Source organism: Pseudomonas sp. SDO524_S393, from assembly GCF_054071875.1.
On the sequence record NZ_JBSVVZ010000004.1, the window covers coordinates 32,482 to 51,279 of the forward strand.

At 46.3% G+C, this 18,798-nt stretch carries 17 protein-coding genes and 1 pseudogene; 6 read left to right on the top strand and 12 right to left on the bottom strand.

The window, feature by feature from the left end; all coding sequences use genetic code 11:
* Positions 1 to 111: 111 nt before the first annotated feature.
* A complete protein-coding gene (locus ACW9IB_RS03220) occupies positions 112 to 336 on the bottom strand; it encodes a hypothetical protein (protein ID WP_457412305.1) in 225 nt (74 codons plus the stop codon).
* A 435-nt stretch (positions 337 to 771) separates the two neighbouring features.
* Positions 772 to 1,524, bottom strand: a complete 753-nt coding sequence (locus tag ACW9IB_RS03225; protein ID WP_457412307.1) for a sulfite exporter TauE/SafE family protein — start codon at positions 1,522 to 1,524, stop codon at positions 772 to 774.
* 225 nt (positions 1,525 to 1,749) lie between these two features.
* Between ACW9IB_RS03225 and ACW9IB_RS03230 the strand changes: the two genes are divergently transcribed.
* Positions 1,750 to 2,649, top strand: a complete 900-nt coding sequence (locus tag ACW9IB_RS03230) for a LysR substrate-binding domain-containing protein (protein WP_016970256.1) — start codon at positions 1,750 to 1,752, stop codon at positions 2,647 to 2,649.
* A 59-nt stretch (positions 2,650 to 2,708) separates the two neighbouring features.
* Here ACW9IB_RS03230 and ACW9IB_RS03235 read toward each other — a convergent pair.
* From ACW9IB_RS03235 to ACW9IB_RS03250, 4 genes and pseudogenes are all read right to left on the bottom strand, one after another.
* Positions 2,709 to 4,210, bottom strand: a pseudogene (locus ACW9IB_RS03235) (IS3 family transposase).
* Between the two features lie 52 nt (positions 4,211 to 4,262).
* Positions 4,263 to 4,511, bottom strand: coding sequence for a hypothetical protein (locus tag ACW9IB_RS03240; RefSeq protein ID WP_457412309.1), 249 nt, complete (start codon positions 4,509 to 4,511; stop codon positions 4,263 to 4,265).
* 188 nt (positions 4,512 to 4,699) lie between these two features.
* Positions 4,700 to 4,903, bottom strand: coding sequence for a hypothetical protein (locus ACW9IB_RS03245; protein ID WP_457412311.1), 204 nt, complete (start codon positions 4,901 to 4,903; stop codon positions 4,700 to 4,702).
* 100 nt (positions 4,904 to 5,003) lie between these two features.
* Positions 5,004 to 5,243, bottom strand: a complete 240-nt coding sequence (locus ACW9IB_RS03250; RefSeq protein WP_016970262.1) for a hypothetical protein — start codon at positions 5,241 to 5,243, stop codon at positions 5,004 to 5,006.
* A gap of 594 nt (positions 5,244 to 5,837) precedes the next feature.
* On the opposite strand from ACW9IB_RS03250, the gene ACW9IB_RS03255 reads away from it, so the two are divergent.
* The 4 genes from ACW9IB_RS03255 (at position 5,838) to ACW9IB_RS03270 (ending at position 11,751) form a co-directional block, all read left to right on the top strand.
* Positions 5,838 to 6,755, top strand: coding sequence for a LysR family transcriptional regulator (locus ACW9IB_RS03255; RefSeq protein WP_016970263.1), 918 nt, complete (start codon positions 5,838 to 5,840; stop codon positions 6,753 to 6,755).
* Between the two features lie 352 nt (positions 6,756 to 7,107).
* Positions 7,108 to 8,235 (top strand): iron-containing alcohol dehydrogenase, encoded by a 1,128-nt coding sequence (locus ACW9IB_RS03260; RefSeq protein ID WP_457412314.1) that lies wholly within the window; start codon positions 7,108 to 7,110, stop codon positions 8,233 to 8,235.
* 1,051 nt (positions 8,236 to 9,286) lie between these two features.
* Positions 9,287 to 10,744: an amidohydrolase family protein gene (locus tag ACW9IB_RS03265; RefSeq protein ID WP_016976645.1), complete on the top strand. Its 1,458-nt coding sequence runs from the start codon at positions 9,287 to 9,289 to the stop codon at positions 10,742 to 10,744.
* A gap of 119 nt (positions 10,745 to 10,863) precedes the next feature.
* Positions 10,864 to 11,751: a LysR family transcriptional regulator gene (locus ACW9IB_RS03270; protein WP_457412316.1), complete on the top strand. Its 888-nt coding sequence runs from the start codon at positions 10,864 to 10,866 to the stop codon at positions 11,749 to 11,751.
* A gap of 102 nt (positions 11,752 to 11,853) precedes the next feature.
* On the opposite strand, the gene ACW9IB_RS03275 is transcribed toward ACW9IB_RS03270, so the two are convergent.
* Complete coding sequence (locus tag ACW9IB_RS03275) at positions 11,854 to 12,384, bottom strand: DUF1566 domain-containing protein (protein ID WP_457412318.1); 531 nt, start codon at positions 12,382 to 12,384, stop codon at positions 11,854 to 11,856.
* 316 nt (positions 12,385 to 12,700) lie between these two features.
* Positions 12,701 to 13,573 carry an intradiol ring-cleavage dioxygenase gene (locus tag ACW9IB_RS03280; RefSeq protein ID WP_080519961.1) on the bottom strand — a complete coding sequence of 291 codons (873 nt, stop codon included), beginning with the start codon at positions 13,571 to 13,573 and terminating at the stop codon, positions 12,701 to 12,703.
* Between the two features lie 189 nt (positions 13,574 to 13,762).
* Between ACW9IB_RS03280 and ACW9IB_RS03285 the strand changes: the two genes are divergently transcribed.
* A complete protein-coding gene (locus ACW9IB_RS03285) occupies positions 13,763 to 14,677 on the top strand; it encodes a LysR substrate-binding domain-containing protein (RefSeq protein WP_457412320.1) in 915 nt (304 codons plus the stop codon).
* Between the two features lie 130 nt (positions 14,678 to 14,807).
* Here the strand turns inward: ACW9IB_RS03285 and ACW9IB_RS03290 are convergent, their stop codons facing one another.
* From ACW9IB_RS03290 to ACW9IB_RS03305, 4 genes are all read right to left on the bottom strand, one after another.
* Positions 14,808 to 15,206 carry a nuclear transport factor 2 family protein gene (locus tag ACW9IB_RS03290; protein WP_080519962.1) on the bottom strand — a complete coding sequence of 133 codons (399 nt, stop codon included), beginning with the start codon at positions 15,204 to 15,206 and terminating at the stop codon, positions 14,808 to 14,810.
* A 295-nt stretch (positions 15,207 to 15,501) separates the two neighbouring features.
* Positions 15,502 to 16,065, bottom strand: a complete 564-nt coding sequence (locus ACW9IB_RS03295; protein ID WP_457412321.1) for an NADPH-dependent FMN reductase — start codon at positions 16,063 to 16,065, stop codon at positions 15,502 to 15,504.
* A 94-nt stretch (positions 16,066 to 16,159) separates the two neighbouring features.
* On the bottom strand, positions 16,160 to 17,290 hold the full coding sequence (locus tag ACW9IB_RS03300; RefSeq protein WP_081493164.1) for a maleylacetate reductase: 1,131 nt from the start codon (positions 17,288 to 17,290) through the stop codon (positions 16,160 to 16,162).
* Between the two features lie 205 nt (positions 17,291 to 17,495).
* On the bottom strand, positions 17,496 to 18,680 hold the full coding sequence (locus ACW9IB_RS03305) for an MFS transporter (protein ID WP_016976641.1): 1,185 nt from the start codon (positions 18,678 to 18,680) through the stop codon (positions 17,496 to 17,498).
* Positions 18,681 to 18,798 lie beyond the last annotated feature (118 nt).

The following is an 18,798-nucleotide window of genomic DNA, read 5'->3' on the forward strand; positions in this document are numbered from 1 at the left end:
ACTCATCTAAAGCTACTGTCCATATTATTACTTGAAATGTCGTCATCAGTAATTATATGGCGCACTGAATTGGATGGTGTAATCGCACTCTTGGAGAAAGGCGTATGATAGTTACCGGTTTTTCAGCTGGATTCTGACTAAATATGATAGCGCATCCAGTTTTGCTATATAGTCTTCGCGAGCTTTGACAATCGCATCCATAAGTTCGCTATGCTGGGCACTCGACAATTGTGCGGCCTTATTATCGGCAGCTCTAATCCGCTTGATCAAGTTCTCATAAGAAGCGTCAATAGATTTTAGGTGTGAAACTAGCGGTGTCGCATCTATGATTTGCATGAAGAGTTTGCCTCAGTTGAGTAAAAGTTGTATTATCCTAGGGGAGGGCGTCATCCCGCACGCACAGCAAGGGCCTTATTAAGTTATGGGCTTTTAAGTGTTTTGGCAAAATAGGCTTATAAGTTTTGGAGGTAATGTAATTTATTTTTTCGTGTGACATTATTACTGTGTAATGGGTAGCATAGCTTCAGAAGTAATTCCTGTGAATCGATTGCTCTTGGGGGCGCGAAAGTGGAAGTGCGTAAACCAGATGGTGTGTGTTTTATAGGGTCTGGGGTGCTGAGCGGAATGTTTGGTAATGAGATACTTGAATAGGGAATGATAACTCACGAAAAGTTAATTGTTATAACGCCTTTCTGCGGGGAGAACATCGCTGCTCCCGCTTAATAAAATTACTTCCTGCATGGTTGCGTTGCTATCGAAACGTCTTCCCCTTCAAAGTAAGAAAGGATGAAGCACGAGTTCCAAACCAAGGATTGCGATGAAGATCAGAAACCATCGCCGGAAAGTCGCTTGATTTATACGCTTCCGAACAGTTGTTCCAACGGACATGCCAATCAATGCGGGAATAACTGCGAAAGTAGACAGCAAGATGTTGTCAAGTTGGAATATTCCGCCGTGAACTAAGCCCGCTGTGAGTGCAACTGTAGATACAGTGAACGATAGTCCTAATGCCTGGATTAGTTCATCTTTGGAAAAACCAAGGGCTTGGAGATAAGGAACTGCGGGAAGTGTGAAAATCCCAGTGCCTCCGTTTATTACTCCAGTGAGCAATCCGACTACAGGCGATAGGGGGCGCTCAATGCGCGCAGGGACCGATAATGGTTTGGCCCACAGACCGTGTATTGCATAGAAAATCAGGGCGGAGCCCAACCCTATGCTTGTATAACTCGTATTGGCATGTGTTAGAAGCCACGAGCCCGCGAGCGTGCCAACCACGATTCCGAGCATCATCAACCAAAGTCTCTTCACCAGGACTAAAAAATCGGGCCCTGTGAATAGCTGCCAAAAATTGGTGACGAATGAGGGAATTACCAAAAGCGAAGCTGCGCTGACCGGCGGCATAATGGCACTAAGGACCCCCATGGCAACAGTTGGCAGGCCCATTCCGGACGCGCCTTTAACGATGCCGGCAAAGAAGAATGTTGCTACGACAATCAGTACATGTGGCGAAAGGTAATCGAACATTTTGACACCCAATTGGATTCTGTTGTGTGTATGTTTAAATAAATTGATGGCAAACTAGCATGTGTTTAAGGTTACAAATATTTAAAAAATCACGCAAAAAAGCATGAAGAATCATTTTTCTGACCGAAACGAAGGGCTATTTCGTAATCCAGTCTATTCTCGCCGCTTTTATGCCACAATTGGGAATTTCCGATTTTAACGTTCGGTAAAACCGAAGGAAGAAAAATGCGCTTTGATTTGACGGATCTGCGGTTGTTCCTGGCCGTGGCTGAACAAGGGAGCCTCACAAAGGGCGCCGAAGCCATGAATTTAGCGATTGCTTCCGTAAGCCAACGCATTTCCGGAATGGAGTCTTTATTGGGTGCACTGCTTTTGGAGCGAAACAGTCGCGGGGTAACAACAACTGCGGCCGGTGATGCCTTGGTCCGCCATGCTCGTCTGATCCTTGCTCAAGTTGACCAGATGCGTGGAGAGCTGCGTAGCTACGGCGCTGGTCTGAAAGGGCGTATTAGGCTCTTGTCGAACACTGCTGGACTGGCTGCTTTCCTGCCGCGTCGACTCAGCAGTTTTTTAGTGGCTCATCCAGACTTGTCTGTTGATCTCTATGAGCGGCCAAGCACAGAAATTGTCCGGGCCATTCTGGAGGGGCGTGCCGATCTAGGCGTCGTAACCTACACCGCGGGTTTGGCATCATTGCAGACACGAATGATTAAACAAGACCAGCTAGTTGTTGCAGTGAGCAAAAAGCATCATCTCTGCAAACGACCTTCGCTTGCTTTTGCAGAGGTTGTGGGTGAGCCTTTTGTCGGCTTGTCCGATGCGGCGTTGGAAGCGTACTTAGAGGAACGTGCAACTCGGTTAGGACTGCAAATTCACTACCGTATTCAACTCAGACGAATCGAGCACATGGCAATGATGGTCGCGTCTGGTATTGGTATCGCTATTTTTTCAAGGGCTTCTGTAGGGGATTTGGAAGGCTTTGCGTTGACGATGGTGCCGCTGCAAGACAGTTGGGCGCTTAGGGAACTCCATCTTTGTGCGCGTGATTTTTCAACGCTCACGCCGCATGCGGGCTTACTCGCACGACATCTCATGGAGCCTAAGGACTGTACCTCTGCACCTTAAAACTAGCATGTGTTGCCGCTGACCGAAAACTGACCCAGGGGGGACAAAATCTGCACTGTTTATGCAACGAACTCTAGGCTCTCATGATACTCAACGGGACTGAGAGCGCCGAGGGGAAATATTGATTATAACAGCGAATGTATGAGTTCAGGGCCTGAATGAACTGCTCGATGCTCGTTGACTGCCAGTTGCGAGGATAGAGCAGCTCTGTTTTCAGCCGGTCAAACAAGCTGCGTTATCAGGTTGGCAGCCGTTGCGCGACATCGAACGAATCAGCTTCGCATCAGCGATGCGGAATAACAAGCCGGGCCAGCGGTAGTGCGCTCCACGATCGGAGTGAGCCACAGGCCGTTTATCGTTGCCCGCCACCATTTCGACGGCAGCGTCTAGCATCGTGCTCACAAGTTCGGCGTCGGGACGCGTGCCGATCGATCAATTGATGGACTTCCCATCGAAGCAGTCGATGACGGGAGGCAGGTACACCTTGTCAGCCGGGATCTGGAACTCTGAGATGTCATTTAGTCTTTTCTCATTCGGAGCAACAGCTGTGGAGTCGCGGTTCGCGAGATTTTCCGACGCGCGAATGATCTCCCCGAGGTAGAAACCGTATCGAGACCGTTTTGCCTTGACGACGGCCAGGCAATCCTGCTTCATCAAGCGCTGCATAACCTTATCTGGCAGACACACCGTTGCCGGTTCAGCGAAGCCCTCATACGCCGGTAGCCATAGCAGCGATGATTATGCACGAAGATTTCTGCCATGGCGCGATGTACTTCAGTGTAGTTTTCCGCGCCCTGCATTCGGGCTCGATGATAGAAATAGGGATTTCGGGCTAAGCAGCTCAGAAAAGGAGTGTGTCTGCCTCAGTACATCAGCCATCAATGTCTTCTCCCGGTTGGTCAGGATTTTCTGGTCGACCCCCGTGTCTTTTTTATGAGTTTATTCGCCCTCATCAACAGGTCGTGTTCAAGTCACAGCCGCGCAAGTCGAGCCTGAGAGATTCGAGTTGTCGTTATAATTCCTCCGGTCCGGTGAGGATGGAGATTCTAGTCGGCGCTTCATGGATGCAGATACGTCTGGGCCGAGTCGTTGGTTTTTTTCGGTTGTACAAGGTCGGCCTACATACGCATAGTTTTTCAGCCAGGGCTTTCGCACTTTCTTTTCGCGTGCACAGCGCGATAACCGCCGCTTGCTTCATCGTTGGCGGGCGAGTCAACCCGTCAGATCGCCCAACAACACGCATATGTAACTCGGGGGGGCAATTCGTAAATCCGGGCACGCAACGAATCCCGTGCCGGGTAGCCCAGCGCCTGGACTGTAGCGACGATGCTGCAGCTGTGTTCGAGAATGTACTCGACAGCCTGTTCCTTTGGACCAGTAAGTACTTCGACTTCGAGGTTTCGTAGCCACGCGCCAGGTCGAGACATCACTAATACTCTGCATATCAGCTCTTCAAAAAGTTCTTCGCAGAGTAGCCCAACTGAAGAATCGTTACCCCAATGCGTTTTCCCACTTTTATGTAGAGCTCGACCGCTCGAATGGAGTCTCCGTATGAATACATGAGCTACTTCCAAGTAGTCCAAGATTTTCGCTGCATCCCCCTGGCGCAGTTTTCAATCAGCGCCAACAAACAATTCGCACGGCGGTTTTTCGGAATGTTTCAATGTGCTCTGGTAATTCAAGAAAATATGTTCGTTCGGATTGAAGTAAGCATAAATCGAGTGTTGAGATACGGCTGATGTAAGAACGGACTGATCGCCAACGGCGAGGCTACCGAGTGTGAGTTGCGCTCGGCTGATGCGGCCGTCAATTGGCGGGCGGGCCTTAGTAAACTCGAGGTTTATTGCGGCGGCGGTCAACATGGATTCGTTCGCATGCACCTCGGCAAGGCTCTGAACGTTAGCGCCACTCTTTTGTTGCGCTTTTTCTTTCGATACAGCGCCGATGACCAGCTGTTTTGCGCGTAGGTCCTGTTGGCTGGCGAGTGTAATCGAAGCACGAGCACGTGCTAGCTGTGTTCGTGTTCTATACTAACTCGATGCAAAGGGCGTTAATCGGTGACGAAAAACAGGTGACCGTTGTTGACCTCAAAGCCTTCCCGGTAATCTGTCTGAGTGATGTCGCCATTAGCACGAGGGCGAATCTCTACTGTTTCAATAGCAGCTACTCGTCTATTGAAATTATACCAAGTTCTTACCATTTGAAGGGATGCGCTGGTCACCGCGACAGGGAAGGGGGCTTGATCGGGCTTCATACGGCAACCACGGATTAACAATATAGTCGCGAGAACTCCGTTTATGGTTATTAAATTGGCACGAACAGAAGTACATTTCTAATATTTATTCACGAGTAGGCTAGTTTCCAATTTTGGGATTTCTCGTCAGTCGATTGATTGGCGCTAGTTGCTTCTTTTTTTCTTGTTCAGCCTTTTCGCGATCTTTCTCTTCGTGCTTTGCAATTTCCGCCTGTTGTTGAACGAAAAATGCCCTAGTCCTTTCATGAAAGATCTGCAGTGCTTCCGCGCCGTCAGAAGCATAAGCGAAAAAAGGGAGGGTTAAAATTAGCATTGCAACAATCTTTAGAAAATATTTCATGGTGTCTCCTCAGGTTTGATGCGCAATGAAGCGCCAGATAAAATTCAGGTTGGGTATGCACTTGGTGTAGGTTTGTAATCAAGGCTCAATAAGCGAGTACGGGAAACCTCTCCTGAGAGAAAGTGTTAAGTTCAAAGAGGGAAGATGCATTCGAGTAGAAGTTTACGGGGTCTTAGTTCTGGATTTTTGTCTGTACGGTATTAACGCAACGTTATCTCTACTGTGATGTTGGTAAGGTTCATGGTTGTGAGTCAATACTAGCGCGCTGATTGTCGTTATAAGGCTTCTTTTTTGCGTGGATGACGAGCAGCAGCTTTCGTGGAATTCAGCCGTGCTCACGGTATGCCATTAGCGCACATGACTAGGTACAGCGGTTAATTTAGACTGTGTATCTTAGTGCTATTAGCGAGGCGGCCTGATCCAATCGAAGTGTTTTGTACCTATGCCCTCGTTGGGCTTTACGTTAGAAAGATGCACGGCGGTTTCTACGTATGGGCTGGGTGTTCGATCGAGCTGTGGATACGTGTACTTTAGAAAAAAACGATACTCAGATAAACTGGATTGATACGTTTTGTTTTTACGGAAACCCGTACAATGGCATTTGACCGATTGGAAGCGATGCGAGCATTTTGTCGAATCGTTGAAGTGGGCAGTTTCAGTCGCGCTGCTGAGTCGTTGAATCTGGCCAAGACGACGATTTCAGGTCAGGTTCAGGCTCTAGAGAACCTACTTGGTATAAAGTTACTGCATCGGACGACCCGAAAGGTTTCCACGACTGCCGAAGGCGCGGCCTACTACCGCCGCGCTCGAATTGTCCTGGAGGACGTCAGCGAGCTTGAAGCTTCTGTTTCTCGAAATCGCAACGCAATTCGCGGTCATATCAAGATCGAAATGCCGTCCCCAGTAGGTATTTTGTTGATAGCTCCCTCATTACCGGACTTCGCTGCCAGGTTTCCTGAGATACACCTGGAGATCAGTTGCAATGAGCGCGTCATAGATCTTGTAGAGGAGGGCGTGGATTGCGCCATTCGCGTCGGGCGCGTTTCGGATCAAAATCTGATCTCCCGCCCAATCGGAGTGATGCGTTACTGTTTTTGCGCTTCTCCTTCCTATCTGATTCGCGCCCCGAACCTTGATGTCCCCTCCCATCTTGCTGAGCATAAACACCTAGGTTTCAAGTTCCCGGCTACTAATAGGCGGCATCTGCCTACACTTGTGCGCGGAGAAGAGCGTTTCACTCTTGATCACCCTCCAACGGTGTATTTCAACAACGGCGCAGCTGCAGCTGCAGCCGCTGTGGCGGGACTAGGTGTGGCGTTTCTTCCTAGGGCGCAAGCCGATTCACATCTGAGAATAGGAAGTCTGGTCGAAGTGTTGGCTGATTGGCAAATGGCGAGCCTGCCTGTCTCATTGGTATATCCCGCGACCCGTGACCTTTCGGCAAGAGTTCGGGCTTTTGCCGACTGGGCTACTACCTTAATCGCGAAAGATCCTCTGTGGGCTCCGAAATAGTGTTTAAAGCGGGTTAGTGTCCTCACGGTTTGTCTGGATATCGCTCGAGGTGAGTAATATGCTGAATAGAGAGCGGGCAAAAAATATAATCGTTAACACGGACATTTCATGGGGCTGTGCTAATTATCGCCTCTTCTCTGATGGGGGAGGTCCGTCAATGGAGGGGCTTGCTAAGACAGAAGACCTGATGGGTTTGTTGGGGCGATATTTTTAATGTTCAGATAATCGAGGCGTGATATCCACTGGATTTGAAGTGACCAGCCATAAGAATTTAGCCCCATCGTGAGAGGGCTTCGGTCATTTCGCGCAAAGATCCCAAACTGGCACTGATTGTGGGCCCAGAGAGTACATAGTGGAAATTTTAGATCGCCACAGCAGCGAAAAGCGTTCGGTAGCAGATTCTGATCACAAAAAAAATGCACAGCGTGTTGTCTTTGGCGCAGGCTGCATAAGGAAACTGAGAGTTGAAATTGATGCATTGGGGATTACGCGAGTACTGATTCTTTGCACGTCTAATCTGCGAGCACTCGCTGAATTAGTAAAGGTAACAATCGGCTCCGAACAAGTAGCTGGTATTTTTGACCAGCCTACAACGAATATATCTACAGAAAATGTTCGCGAAGCATGTTCTTTGGCAAAGAAATGTGTAGCGAATGGAGTAGTTGCCATAGGGGGCGACGCAGCTATTGATGTCGGTAAATCTATTGCCCTAGAGTTAAATTTACCCACTCTCGCAATTCCAACAACGTACTCTGGATCAGAAATGATTAATGCGTTCGACTTAAATGACAGGGAAACTACAAAAACTATATCAAATAACGAGATTTTGCCTCGTACAGTTTTGTATGATCCAGAGTTGACCGCTGATTTACCTTTAGATTTTAGCATTTCTAGCGCTATTAGCGCAATCGCTCATGGGGCCGAAGGTCTATATTCAAAAAGCCATGATCCAGTAACTAAGTTGATGGCACAAGCTGGTATAAAAGCCCTTGCTCGTGCGATACCTACATTGCGTAGGTACGGCGACGGTATCAGTGAAATGGGCGATATTCTGGCGGCACGCACCAATGCACTTTATGGTGCCTGGTTATGTGGAAGTGTGCGTAATAAAGTTACGATGTCCCTGCATTACCAACTGTGCCAAATACTTTGTCGAGGCTTCAACTTATCTTATGTTGATGTTCACTCAGTGATTGTTCCACATGTGCTAGCCTACAACGAAATCTTCGAGCCAGAGGCCATGGATAACATTGCGAATGCCATCAGCGCGCCGCATGCTCCTCAGGGGATGTACGATTTGGCATTCAGTAACTGTGCCCCTACAGCCTTACGCGATATTGGCATGCGAGAATCGGATCTAATACGCGCGCGGAAACTAGTCATGATGAGTGAGCATGTGAATCTGCGCGGGCTTGAAATAAATGCTTTTAGCGTGCTGCTACGCAATGCCTTTGAGGGACGCCCACCTTGTAGCGTATAGAGCTCAAGCTCTTTCTCAAAGCACGACTCGGTGGTCGCTCACTGTTCAGTTAATGAGTCTGATTTTGTGTCGTTTGGGTTGGGTTTGTCAACTCAAATCACTGTGCCGAAAAGGTGTTTTGGTCGGAAGGTTTTATCTCCTGTAAATCTGGTTGTCACATCTGCCAAGCGACTCTGTTCTTCATTTTCTCGATCTGCAGCTTCCAATCCGCGTGCAATTAACTGGGCCTTGATCGATTTCGCTCAAGCCGCATGCTGAATCGGATGCTTTGACGCCGAAGATCGTTGTTGTGACTCCGAATAAAGCCGTAGCCCAAGTCTGTGTGTTGACCAAACTGGAAAAATCACCCGGCAGCTATTGGAGGCAGATTGCAGACTAAGAATTTTGCTTCTGATCTGAGGTCGACCCCGAGCGGGGGGGCAAGATTGTCGTACGTTATTCTATCAGCTCACTGGTGTCATGTATGCCCCATTGCCCGAGCACCACATCAGCGTTGGTTTAAATACCACGCGCCGACTGCGTTGTGTTTCATAGTTAAAGCATTGTTTTTCGCCACTTCCCGAGTCGTTAACCTCCCCAATCAAAGCTTGAGTCGGAGAAAATCTCTGGTCGGATAGAAACAGTATTACCGGCCACTTATCGACGGGAGGATGCATGATGCATTTGACATACCTGATTGAAAGCTCGGTCGAAGTTTTGTTGTGTTGTAAGCCGTCTGGATGCTGACCTGATACTAGATGCATGCCACGGTTCGGTACCACCCGATTTCGAGAATCTAAATGTGTCTATATCAGCGTGCTGCGCCTTTCCGTGGGCGGTGCTGTGATTCCTCCACAGAGATAGGGAGGGTATAGCAGTTCCTTGATCACGAAGTCGCGTCCTACATTAATGCAAAACGAAAATTGCAGAAATGCAAATTTGAGAGATCACATCTAGTGTATAAATACGGTGGAACGCCATCAAAGGATAGCTGAGTTTTAAGCTCTATGACCTCATGCAATCGTTTGGTTGATTTCATTTATATCCAATAAATCTAAAAAAGAGATATAGCATGAATTTCAGTAGAAGAAATTTTTCGAAAATCATAGGCGTAGGTGCACTTGCTAGCTTCGCAGGTCCCCTTTTTTCTACAACTGCGCTGGGTAAGCCCAGCAGGATCAGCAGCAAAAAACAAATTAAGCGCGGATTATATTTGATAAAAAATGCGGCGGTTATTACGGTTGACCCAGATATCGGAACTCTTCCCAACGCCGATATACTGATTAGAAATGGCATAATCGAACGTGTAGGGCAAAACCTAACAGAAAAAGATGCCGATATTATCGACGCAACGAACATGATAGTAATGCCTGGCTTTGTTAATTCGCACTATCATATGTGGAGCGCTATTGGGAGAAGCTTTACGGCTAGGAAAGAAGGGTTTTCTTACTATCCCGCAAAGTTTGCTACTTCAGCACTTTACACGCCAACTGATTTTTATAACAGTGTTATGTTGGCATCGGTAGAGTTAGTGAATGGGGGAACTACAACGGTACATAACTGGTCCCATAATACTAGGTCGCCCGAACATGCGGATGCAGAGTTACAGGCCCTCGAAAATTCTCACATGAGGGCCAGATACTCATACGGCCATGTTGATCGTCTCGGGCCTGATAAAGTAAACCCTTACAACGATATTGATAGGGTTCAAAGTCAATGGTTCGGCAGGAATGACAAATTTGAAGGGATGGTGCACCTGGGGTTAAATCTAAGAGGTACACTTCAAAGTGACAAGGCAACTTTTTATAAGGAGATGGAGTATGCGAAGCGAGTAGGGCTTCCAGTAGCCATCCATGCACCGCAAGAAACTCCTAACACAGCAGATGCGGTTGAATACGAGCGTCGCGGATACCTCGGGCCGGACTTTTTGATTGCACACTACATATCTGCCAGTAACGACGATCTTGCAGCCATGGCCAGGACCAAAACGCCAATCACGATAGCAACTCATTCGGAGCTCAGGCTGAGCAGCACGGGAGATGCGCGAGCCGTGATTATGAAGATGCGTGAAGCAGGACTTTGTATATCTCTTTCATCCGATGCTACTTCAATCGCTCCGCCGGACATGTTTGAAATGATGCGATTTACATGGAATTTAGGTGTCCCTTGGGTAGGAACGGAAAATTCCGGTGCTAGTAAAATCAGTGTGCATGAAGTAATTCAGATGGCTACACTTAATGGAGCGATTGCGCTCGGATTAGGCGACATGGTTGGTTCTATTAGCGAGGGTAAACGCGCTGATATTATCATGCTTAGATCGAATGATTTAAATATAGCACCAGTCAGCAATTTCGAGACTGCAGTAGTTCAAAGCGCAACAGCCAATAATGTGGATACGGTTATTGTTGACGGTAAAATTGTGAAGCGTGGTGGGCGGCTCATAGGTTACGATGAGACTAGAATAATCAATGACGCTCAGAACTCGGCCCGGCGAATTCGCGCTGCAGCCGGGGAATTACTGGAATCATAAGCTAAATGTTAATATCTCGTATGTCGTTTAAGGCTGAAAATATGCCCATAAAATACTACACAGATATGTCGAACATGCTCTACTATCTAGGTTTATTCACATTCTGAATGTGGGGCATGATGAGTAGTCTTTCACACAGGTTAGGTTGGAACGATCTAAAGCTCGTCATGGCCGTCGCTGAAACAGGAAGTTTAGCGAGGGCTTCGACGAGACTTGCAGTCAATTCTTCGACAGTATTCAGGCGACTACGACAGCTTGAAATTCAGCTGGCAACGCCTCTTTTCCAGCGCCACAGAGGAGGTTATGAGCTCACTGCTGCTGGTATCGCGATTGTGGAGCTTGCTCATCGAATAGATGAGGACATCGACGGTGTGGTGCAAAGTTTGTCTAACCAAAACGCTCACCCTGCAGGCGAGCTTCGCTTGACCACAAATGATACATTACTTTTCCATATATTAATGCCGATGCTCGAGATATTCAAACTACGGAAGCCAAAAATTAAAGTAAAAGTAACAATTGATAATAGCGCTTTAAATTTATCAACTTCCGATTCCGATTTAGCTTTGCGAGCGACTGATGCGCCACCGGAGAACTTAGTGGGGCGCTGCTTAGGGCGTACTGAATGGGCTTTGTACGGACGAGCGCTAGACTACATCAACTCCCACCAGCCGCGAGATACTGAATTATTTCAATGTGACTGGGTTACGCTCTGCGATAACCTTTCCTCACTGCGTTCAGCAAAATTTGTTAAAAAAAATGTGTCGGCTGAACGAATAACTTTTTCGGTTAATTCCGTATTAGCGCTTGCAGACAGCATCGAATCCGGATTTGGTATTGGCTATCTACCGTGTTTTGTCGGTAATGCTAGGGCATCTTTAGTAAAGCTTGATGGTCCACCAACAAACTTTGGGCATGATCTTTGGGTGCTTTATCACCCTAATATGCGAAGATCTACAATTGTGCGAGAATTTGTGGAATTTGTAACTGCTGAGCTTAGAGTCAACTAGCTTCTATAGTGCGTAGCGGGTCTATTATGCTTAATAGTTATTCGCGTATGCTAGAGCGAAGTGAAATTAAGCGTGATCGGAAGATTTTTCGGTTGTATCGGATTAAACTAATTTCGCACCCTGAATTTTTTCGCTGAAAAGATAATCAAGAGTATACTTTCGAACGGGTCGGACCTGTAATTCAAGGAATTTGTCTAGTCCGATCTGGGAACCACCGTCGAAAGATAGTGCCAATGCGTGTGTCGCTGAAAGCTGTGAACTACTTAGATGCCATTTTTTTTCAAACAAATCCGGAACGTTAGCCATACATAGCGCGAGCTCATTAATTGATGGCAAGTAAAAATCATTATGGCCCTCCAATACCAAGCCAGCGCATAACCTAGCAGCTGGATGATTTCCTTGAGCGCTATTAATTAAATAACGCGTATTAGCGAGTCCGTCAAAACGACTAGCAGCTTTTGGCTCATCGATGTCGTAACCACCATAAGCAGATATTTTATTAACTAGAGACCACTGTGTTGGTATAATTAAATGATAATCCAGCTTCCCTATCTCTCCACGTATCACGCCAGCATAAACACCGCCTTGACTTTTCCATAGTTCTCCGATGGCAGGGGGGGTATTCATATTCATTTTATATTTTCCTCTTTAAATAAGTATATGAATCTGGAATTATTAGTATTTGTTAGCAATTTTATCTGTATATTTTTTATAATCTAAGAGTTGTGGAGGATTGTCCGTATGCCTTATGTGGATGCTCAGTGGTGCACTTCGTTAAACTCAATCTTAGTAGTCTTCGGAGTTTAGTATGACACGTTTGTTGACATTGCAGTGATAGGCAGGAAAGCCAGCCTAAATGGTTGGCGATCACAACTCAACAATTATAGATCAGTAAGTTTTTTGTAATGTTGATGGCATCGTTTGATTTGTCGAGTGGTTTTTGTGTCATTCACTGTTCTAGGCCTGTCGCATTGAGTACAAAATCAAATTCTAAAGTGTAATAGGGGGTGTCAGAGTTTCGACCATCGGGCGTTACTCCCGTGCCATGATATTGCCACTCGGCAATGAGGGATGAACGGACACCGAAAACAGCATCAGAGTCTAAGTATTCACCGGATTCGCGAAACACATGCGTCACTAAACGCTCATAACCTTTAGCCGAAATCATAAAATGCAAATGGGCAGGCCTCCAAGGATGACGATTCAGAGCTTTTAACATTACTCCAACTGGACCATCATGCGGAATCGGGTAGGCGTTAGGAACTATGGTCCGAAATCGGTAGGCTCCTTGAGCGTCAGCACGCAATACTGCACGGCCTTGATATTCCGTAAATTCAACGTTTTGTACATCATAGAATCCAAGATCGTCTGCCTGCCAAACCTCTAACTCCGCATAAGGGATTGGCTCGTTATCTAGATTCCGAATCACTCCGCTGACCCACCAAGAAGTACCTGGCATTCCGTTGCTGATATCAGCACCGAGTTCATAGCGGGGGGCGCCAGTGACATGGAAAGGGCCAAATACCGTTGCCTCAGTACAGCCTTCTGGCTTTTTATGATTCTGAGCGACGACTAGCGTGGAGAGACCTAGAGTGTCGGAAAGCAAAATAAATTCTTGCCTTGTGGGGGAGCATATCTTGCCTATCGCAGTGAGAAACTCTATACCTTTAAGCCATTCACCCTCAGTAAGATTAACCTCTCTTGCGAAAGAATGCATGTGCTGAACTAAGCTAGTCATCACTTGATGAAGGCGGTGATCTTCAGTGCTTGCATTACGCGCAAGCACAGCTTGGGTGATGGTTTGTTCATCTAGGTTTCGCATGAGGCCACTCCTACTAATATTTTTGTTAAATTGCTGATTCGTCGTTTCGGTGGGTAAATAATGTTTTATCGGAAAAGCAGTTTGAAAAAGCTCTAATAAATTATAGTGTCCATCACGCAAATAAAATAGTAAAATCGAAATTGTCAATTTCACATCTGAAGCAGCAAGCCGTCTGTAAGGAGTCAAGATATGGATCGACTAACTGAACTCGAAGTACTCGTTCATACTGCAGAACTGGGTACGTTGAGTAAAGCTGCAGAGTTGCTTGATATATCTACAGCGTCAGCTACGCGTCACCTCGCCGCACTGGAAAAACGTTTAAGTGTGAGGCTTATAGAACGGAATACGCGAAGATTATCGCTTACTCCGGCAGGGCATGAGTTTTACAGTCACTGTAAGAGCCTGCTAGGTCAACTTCGTGATGCTGAGGCGTCTCTCACTACTTCGTTAGCTGAGCCAATGGGTACTTTAACAATTACGTCATCAATTTCTTTCGCGATGCTTCATATTTCACCACTGTTGGTTGAATTTAAAAGGGCTTATCCAAAAATAAATGTTAAAATTCTTGGGGAGAATCATTATTGCGATATCATCGATAGTGGTATTGATTTGGCTATAAGGATAAGGGAGTTTGAGATAGACTCAAACATAACTATTCGACGTTTAGCACATACTCGCCGCATACTTGCCGCCTCCCCTGACTACCTAAGAAGTCGAGGTGCTCCTACGGATGTGGAAGATCTGTACAATCACAATATGCTCTTATATAACCATGCACATCAACCTCGGATTTTGAATTTTTCGAAAGAAGGGGTGAGCAAGTCTATAAAGATAGATCCGACTCTAGAAACTAACGATGGCCAGATTGTACGATCCGCGGCAATTTTTGGTGCGGGCATCCTCGTGCAGCCGAAATATATAGTTCATGACGATTTAATAGCAGGACGTTTAATTCCGGTGCTGGACGACTGGAGTCTTCCCACGTTGACTATAAATATAGCCTTTCAAGAGCGGCGTTATATGCCTGCAAAAACGAGGTTGTTTATTGAGTTTCTGGCAAATAGATTTCAAAAAGAACGCTACGAGCGTTATTGGATGCGCTGAGTGAAGATCGGCTCTCTCTCGCCGCTAAAATTTGCAATTAGGTGGGTTATATTAAATATGGCAATGGGTATGAGCGTGTGTCCATCGCCATAAAGTCTAAAAAAGTATCATAATGTGGCTCGGGAGTTGTTTATGATATGAATGGCATTCGGATAGTTGGCGTAGGTTGGTATGAAAGGAACCTCCACTCTTCAGCTATATATACCCATACAGTCAGTGTTTTATTTTTTAGAGTTTTCTTTTCACCCCCTACAATTATCTCTCCATTCATTTCTCCGCGAACCAATACTATATTGTTTAGGATGGTAAAAGAATCAATTGGATGTTCGATTTTTTTGTATACATAGAAGCCTGTGTTAATTTTTTGAAGGTATTCTTCTAAAGTGTCTACTCCGCCAGAAGAATGAGCGTAGGAAAGTTTTGGATGTGCAAGTTTGGCGAGCTCCTCAAGATTTTTGTTCATTACTGCATCATAGCGCTTGTTTTCCAAAGCGCGAATAGTTGACTCGATTTGTTCAGTAGTGTTCATGATAATCCTCAAATCTTAAGTTTGTGGTAAGGGAAGGGGGGCAGGGTTGATGTGTTGACTCAAAAAATATGAAGTATCCAATTTTTAATTTGAAAGCTGATTGTGATGTGATCTCTTTTACGTGCGTTGTGTTTCGTGCTCTAGGCTTTTAAGTGTATAGCTTTTAAGCGTTGCGTGTAATTAAGGGCGACTTTGGTGTCCACAGAATTTCATGAGTTGAAGAGGGTAAGTCAGTCAGATGTTTGTGGTACTATCGCCCTTAAGTGTCGCGTGTTAGGGATGTTTTCGCGGCATATTATGAATTTAAAGAGGACTCGATATGAGTGAAAAAAGCGTCCATTATGTTTTGTAAAAAGGACTTGATGTTTTCATTCAGGATTCCGTTTTCATCGAAGAAACTACCTGCATTACCTAGATAGGCCTCGGGTTGCTGCATACATAGTAGGTTAAGAAAAACGAAGCACTGGCGAAGATGATGATTCGCTCCGAACCCACCGATTTGACCAGGCGAAGTAGTAATGATGGCAGCGGGTTTTGCGGCACCCCACGCACTTTTGCCGTAAGGCCGTGATCCTACATCAATAGCGTTTTTTAACGCTCCTGGTATTGATCGATTATATTCCGGCGTTATGAACAAGAAGCCATCAGCGTTATACAGTGCATTTCGAAATGATGTGTAAGAGGGTGGTGGAATATCTCCATCTAAATCTTGGTTGTAGAGTGGCAGGTCTCCGATTTCCACGATGTTGAGGGTCAGTTTTCCGGCTGTCAGTTCATTAAGTGCGGTAGCAATCTTTCGATTAGTAGAGTCTCTTCTTAAGCTTCCAATTAAAATCGCGATAGAATAAATACGGCTCATTTTGTATTACCTTTTTCGGTGGTTGAAGCACTAGTTTTGGGTGAGAATTCTACGCTGAGTATTTCGAATTATTCTTGATGTTTTATGTTCGTCATCATGTAGTAGGAGAGGGTGCGTTACCTTCAAATGCGTCGCGGAGTAGCCGGTGTATTGGTTCGGCTTCGAGGCGGCGTGGATTCGGATATTGATTACTCAGAACTAGCTCGCAAGCCAGTGAAAGATTTGATTCATGCATGCCAATATCCCGAAGTGATGTTGGCGCGCCGTTTTTTGAAGCTAAATCGTATATTCCGGCAGGGGCACTTTCGGTGCCGATGGCCCGTGCGATAATTTCCATCGCCTCTGGCGCGGCTTCTGCGTTATAGGCGAGTGCGTGTGGCAGAATGACGGAATGAACTTCAGCATGTGGTAAGTTAAAACTGCCACCGAGGGTATGACACAGTTTGTGGTGGAGGGCCATTGTCACACTGCCGAGTACACCCCCGCATAACCAAGCCCCATAGAGTGCATCGGAACGTGCAACTCTCATTTCACCAGTGCTGCAGAAGTTGCCATCATTTTTGCGGAATTTGGGAATTGCGCGAGCCAGAGCGGCTATACCCGCTTCAGCCATTATATTCGTGACTGGATTTCGATTTTTGGCATACAGACCCTCAGCGCCGTGAGCAATAGCGTTTAAGGCGCTGGTGATGCTAATGTCTATCGGTAACTCTAAAGTCAAATCAGCGTCGTACAAAACGGTCCGAGGTAATACTTTTGGATCTGTGCCAGTTTTTTTTATCCCAGCCTCAGTTATACCGTATATCGCGGTCATTTCCGACCCTGAATACGTTGTGGGAATCGCTACCGTTGGAATGCCTAACTCACGGGCAATGGCTTTTCCCAAACCTATGGTAGAACCGCCACCGATGGTGATTAGACCATCAGCTCCTATTCTTTTCACTAACGCACATGCCTCACGCACTAATTCGAGGGGAACGTGCATTGCCGCGCGGTCAAAGATACCTGCCACCCTTTGGGCTCCGAGGATTACACTCACCATTTCGGCCAGTGGCCTCTGGCGAGGTGTGCTAATGAGTAACGGACGTGTAAACCCTAAAACATCGATTTCTGCGCGGAGTTCGCTTAAGCGTCCAGCACCGAATAGAACACGTTGTGGAAACGTTGCATATGTAAAATTTTCTAATAACGTACTTTCATAGTTTGAGTTACTATTTTTTTTCATCGCTGAATCCTTAGTATTGTTTTGGGGAGCTGAAAGCTCGTTAATTCTTGATCAGCCTGCGGATGATTTGCAAAAAAATTATCGTTTTGAACAGACTAAATAAGTGGACGTTAAATTCGTTTGTGTTCCCATTGACGGTAAACGGACCGGGTTTAGCTGCATTATGGGGTTTCGTAAATTTAATTGATTTATAGAGCTCTTCGGTTTACCAGCTTGGCTTGCTGGGCAAAAAAAACGCGAAAATTGCTCCGGCGCAGTAAAGCGCCGCACATAGGCAAAGTGCCAATGAAAAGCCGATCTGGTTCGAAAGAGAACCCAGCGCAAACGGTGCCAGCGCTGAAATGCCACGACCTATGTTGAAACAAAATCCTGCACCAGTCGTTCTGATATGAATCGGATATAGTGACGCAAAGTAGGAGCCATAAAGCCCTGGGAACACCAGAAAGAAAGCGTAAGTAACTCCTAGCGCCATGAGGGTCGCTCGATCTTCAGCATACGCAAAGAATGGAAGAACCATGGCAGTCGCGAGCAGTGAAAGCACGACTAATAAACGCTTTCCATAACGGTCTGCAAAAAAACCAAAAATCAAATAACCTATGAATGTGGATGCGTTCAATACAAATAAATATCCCGACATTGATTTGAGATCAAAGCCTCGCTCTGCTGCCAAGTAGGTTGGTAACCAAGATGTTACCCCCCAGTACGCGAGGAGTGAAGATGATGCTGATAACGTGGCGAACATTGTCTGGCGCAAAAAATTTCCACTGAAAATCTCAAGTGGCCCAGAAGTGTTTTCAACGGTCGCAGTAACGTCACGCTCGGAAATCCATTTTGGCGATTCTGGTACAAAATAGAAAACATATATGATTGGAATGATCGTAGAAACACCGCAGGTGAAGAACAGTGCTCTCCAGCCGTAATCAGGTAAAATAAGCGCTGAGAGCACTGCGGCAAACCCGGCGCCTAGAGGGAATGAACTCAACACTAACGACGTGGCTCTAGCCTGTTTCTCCTTTGGCCAGGTTTCGGAGATGTAAGCGGACACAATGCTCCAGACACCACCGAGCCCGAGTCCTGCGGCGAACCTTAGCACTAACATTTGTTCCCAGGAGTGAAGCTCTGCCATAATGCAGGTGCATAATCCAAAGAAGGTTAACGATGACAGGAGGGCTCGCCTTCTTCCAAATTTATCTGACATCCATCCGACTGTAACGCTACTTAGGCCTATCCCTAATAAAGTAGCTGTTACTAGCAGCCCCGCGTCTGTCCGCGATATCCCTGTATCGATTATGATTGAAGGTAGCGCAATGGCCAGTATAACTATCTCTAATGCATCGAACATATAGCTCAGAAAGCCTCCGATGAGCACATGGTGCTTAACGCATATCATTGTTGCCTCCTGTAATTTTTGTAAGATACATCATTTGCAATGACTCGCGAGTAGCTCTTTTGCAAGGCGCACCGCAATGTTATTCTTTCTAAACACGCAGAAACAGACAGAGTTCTGG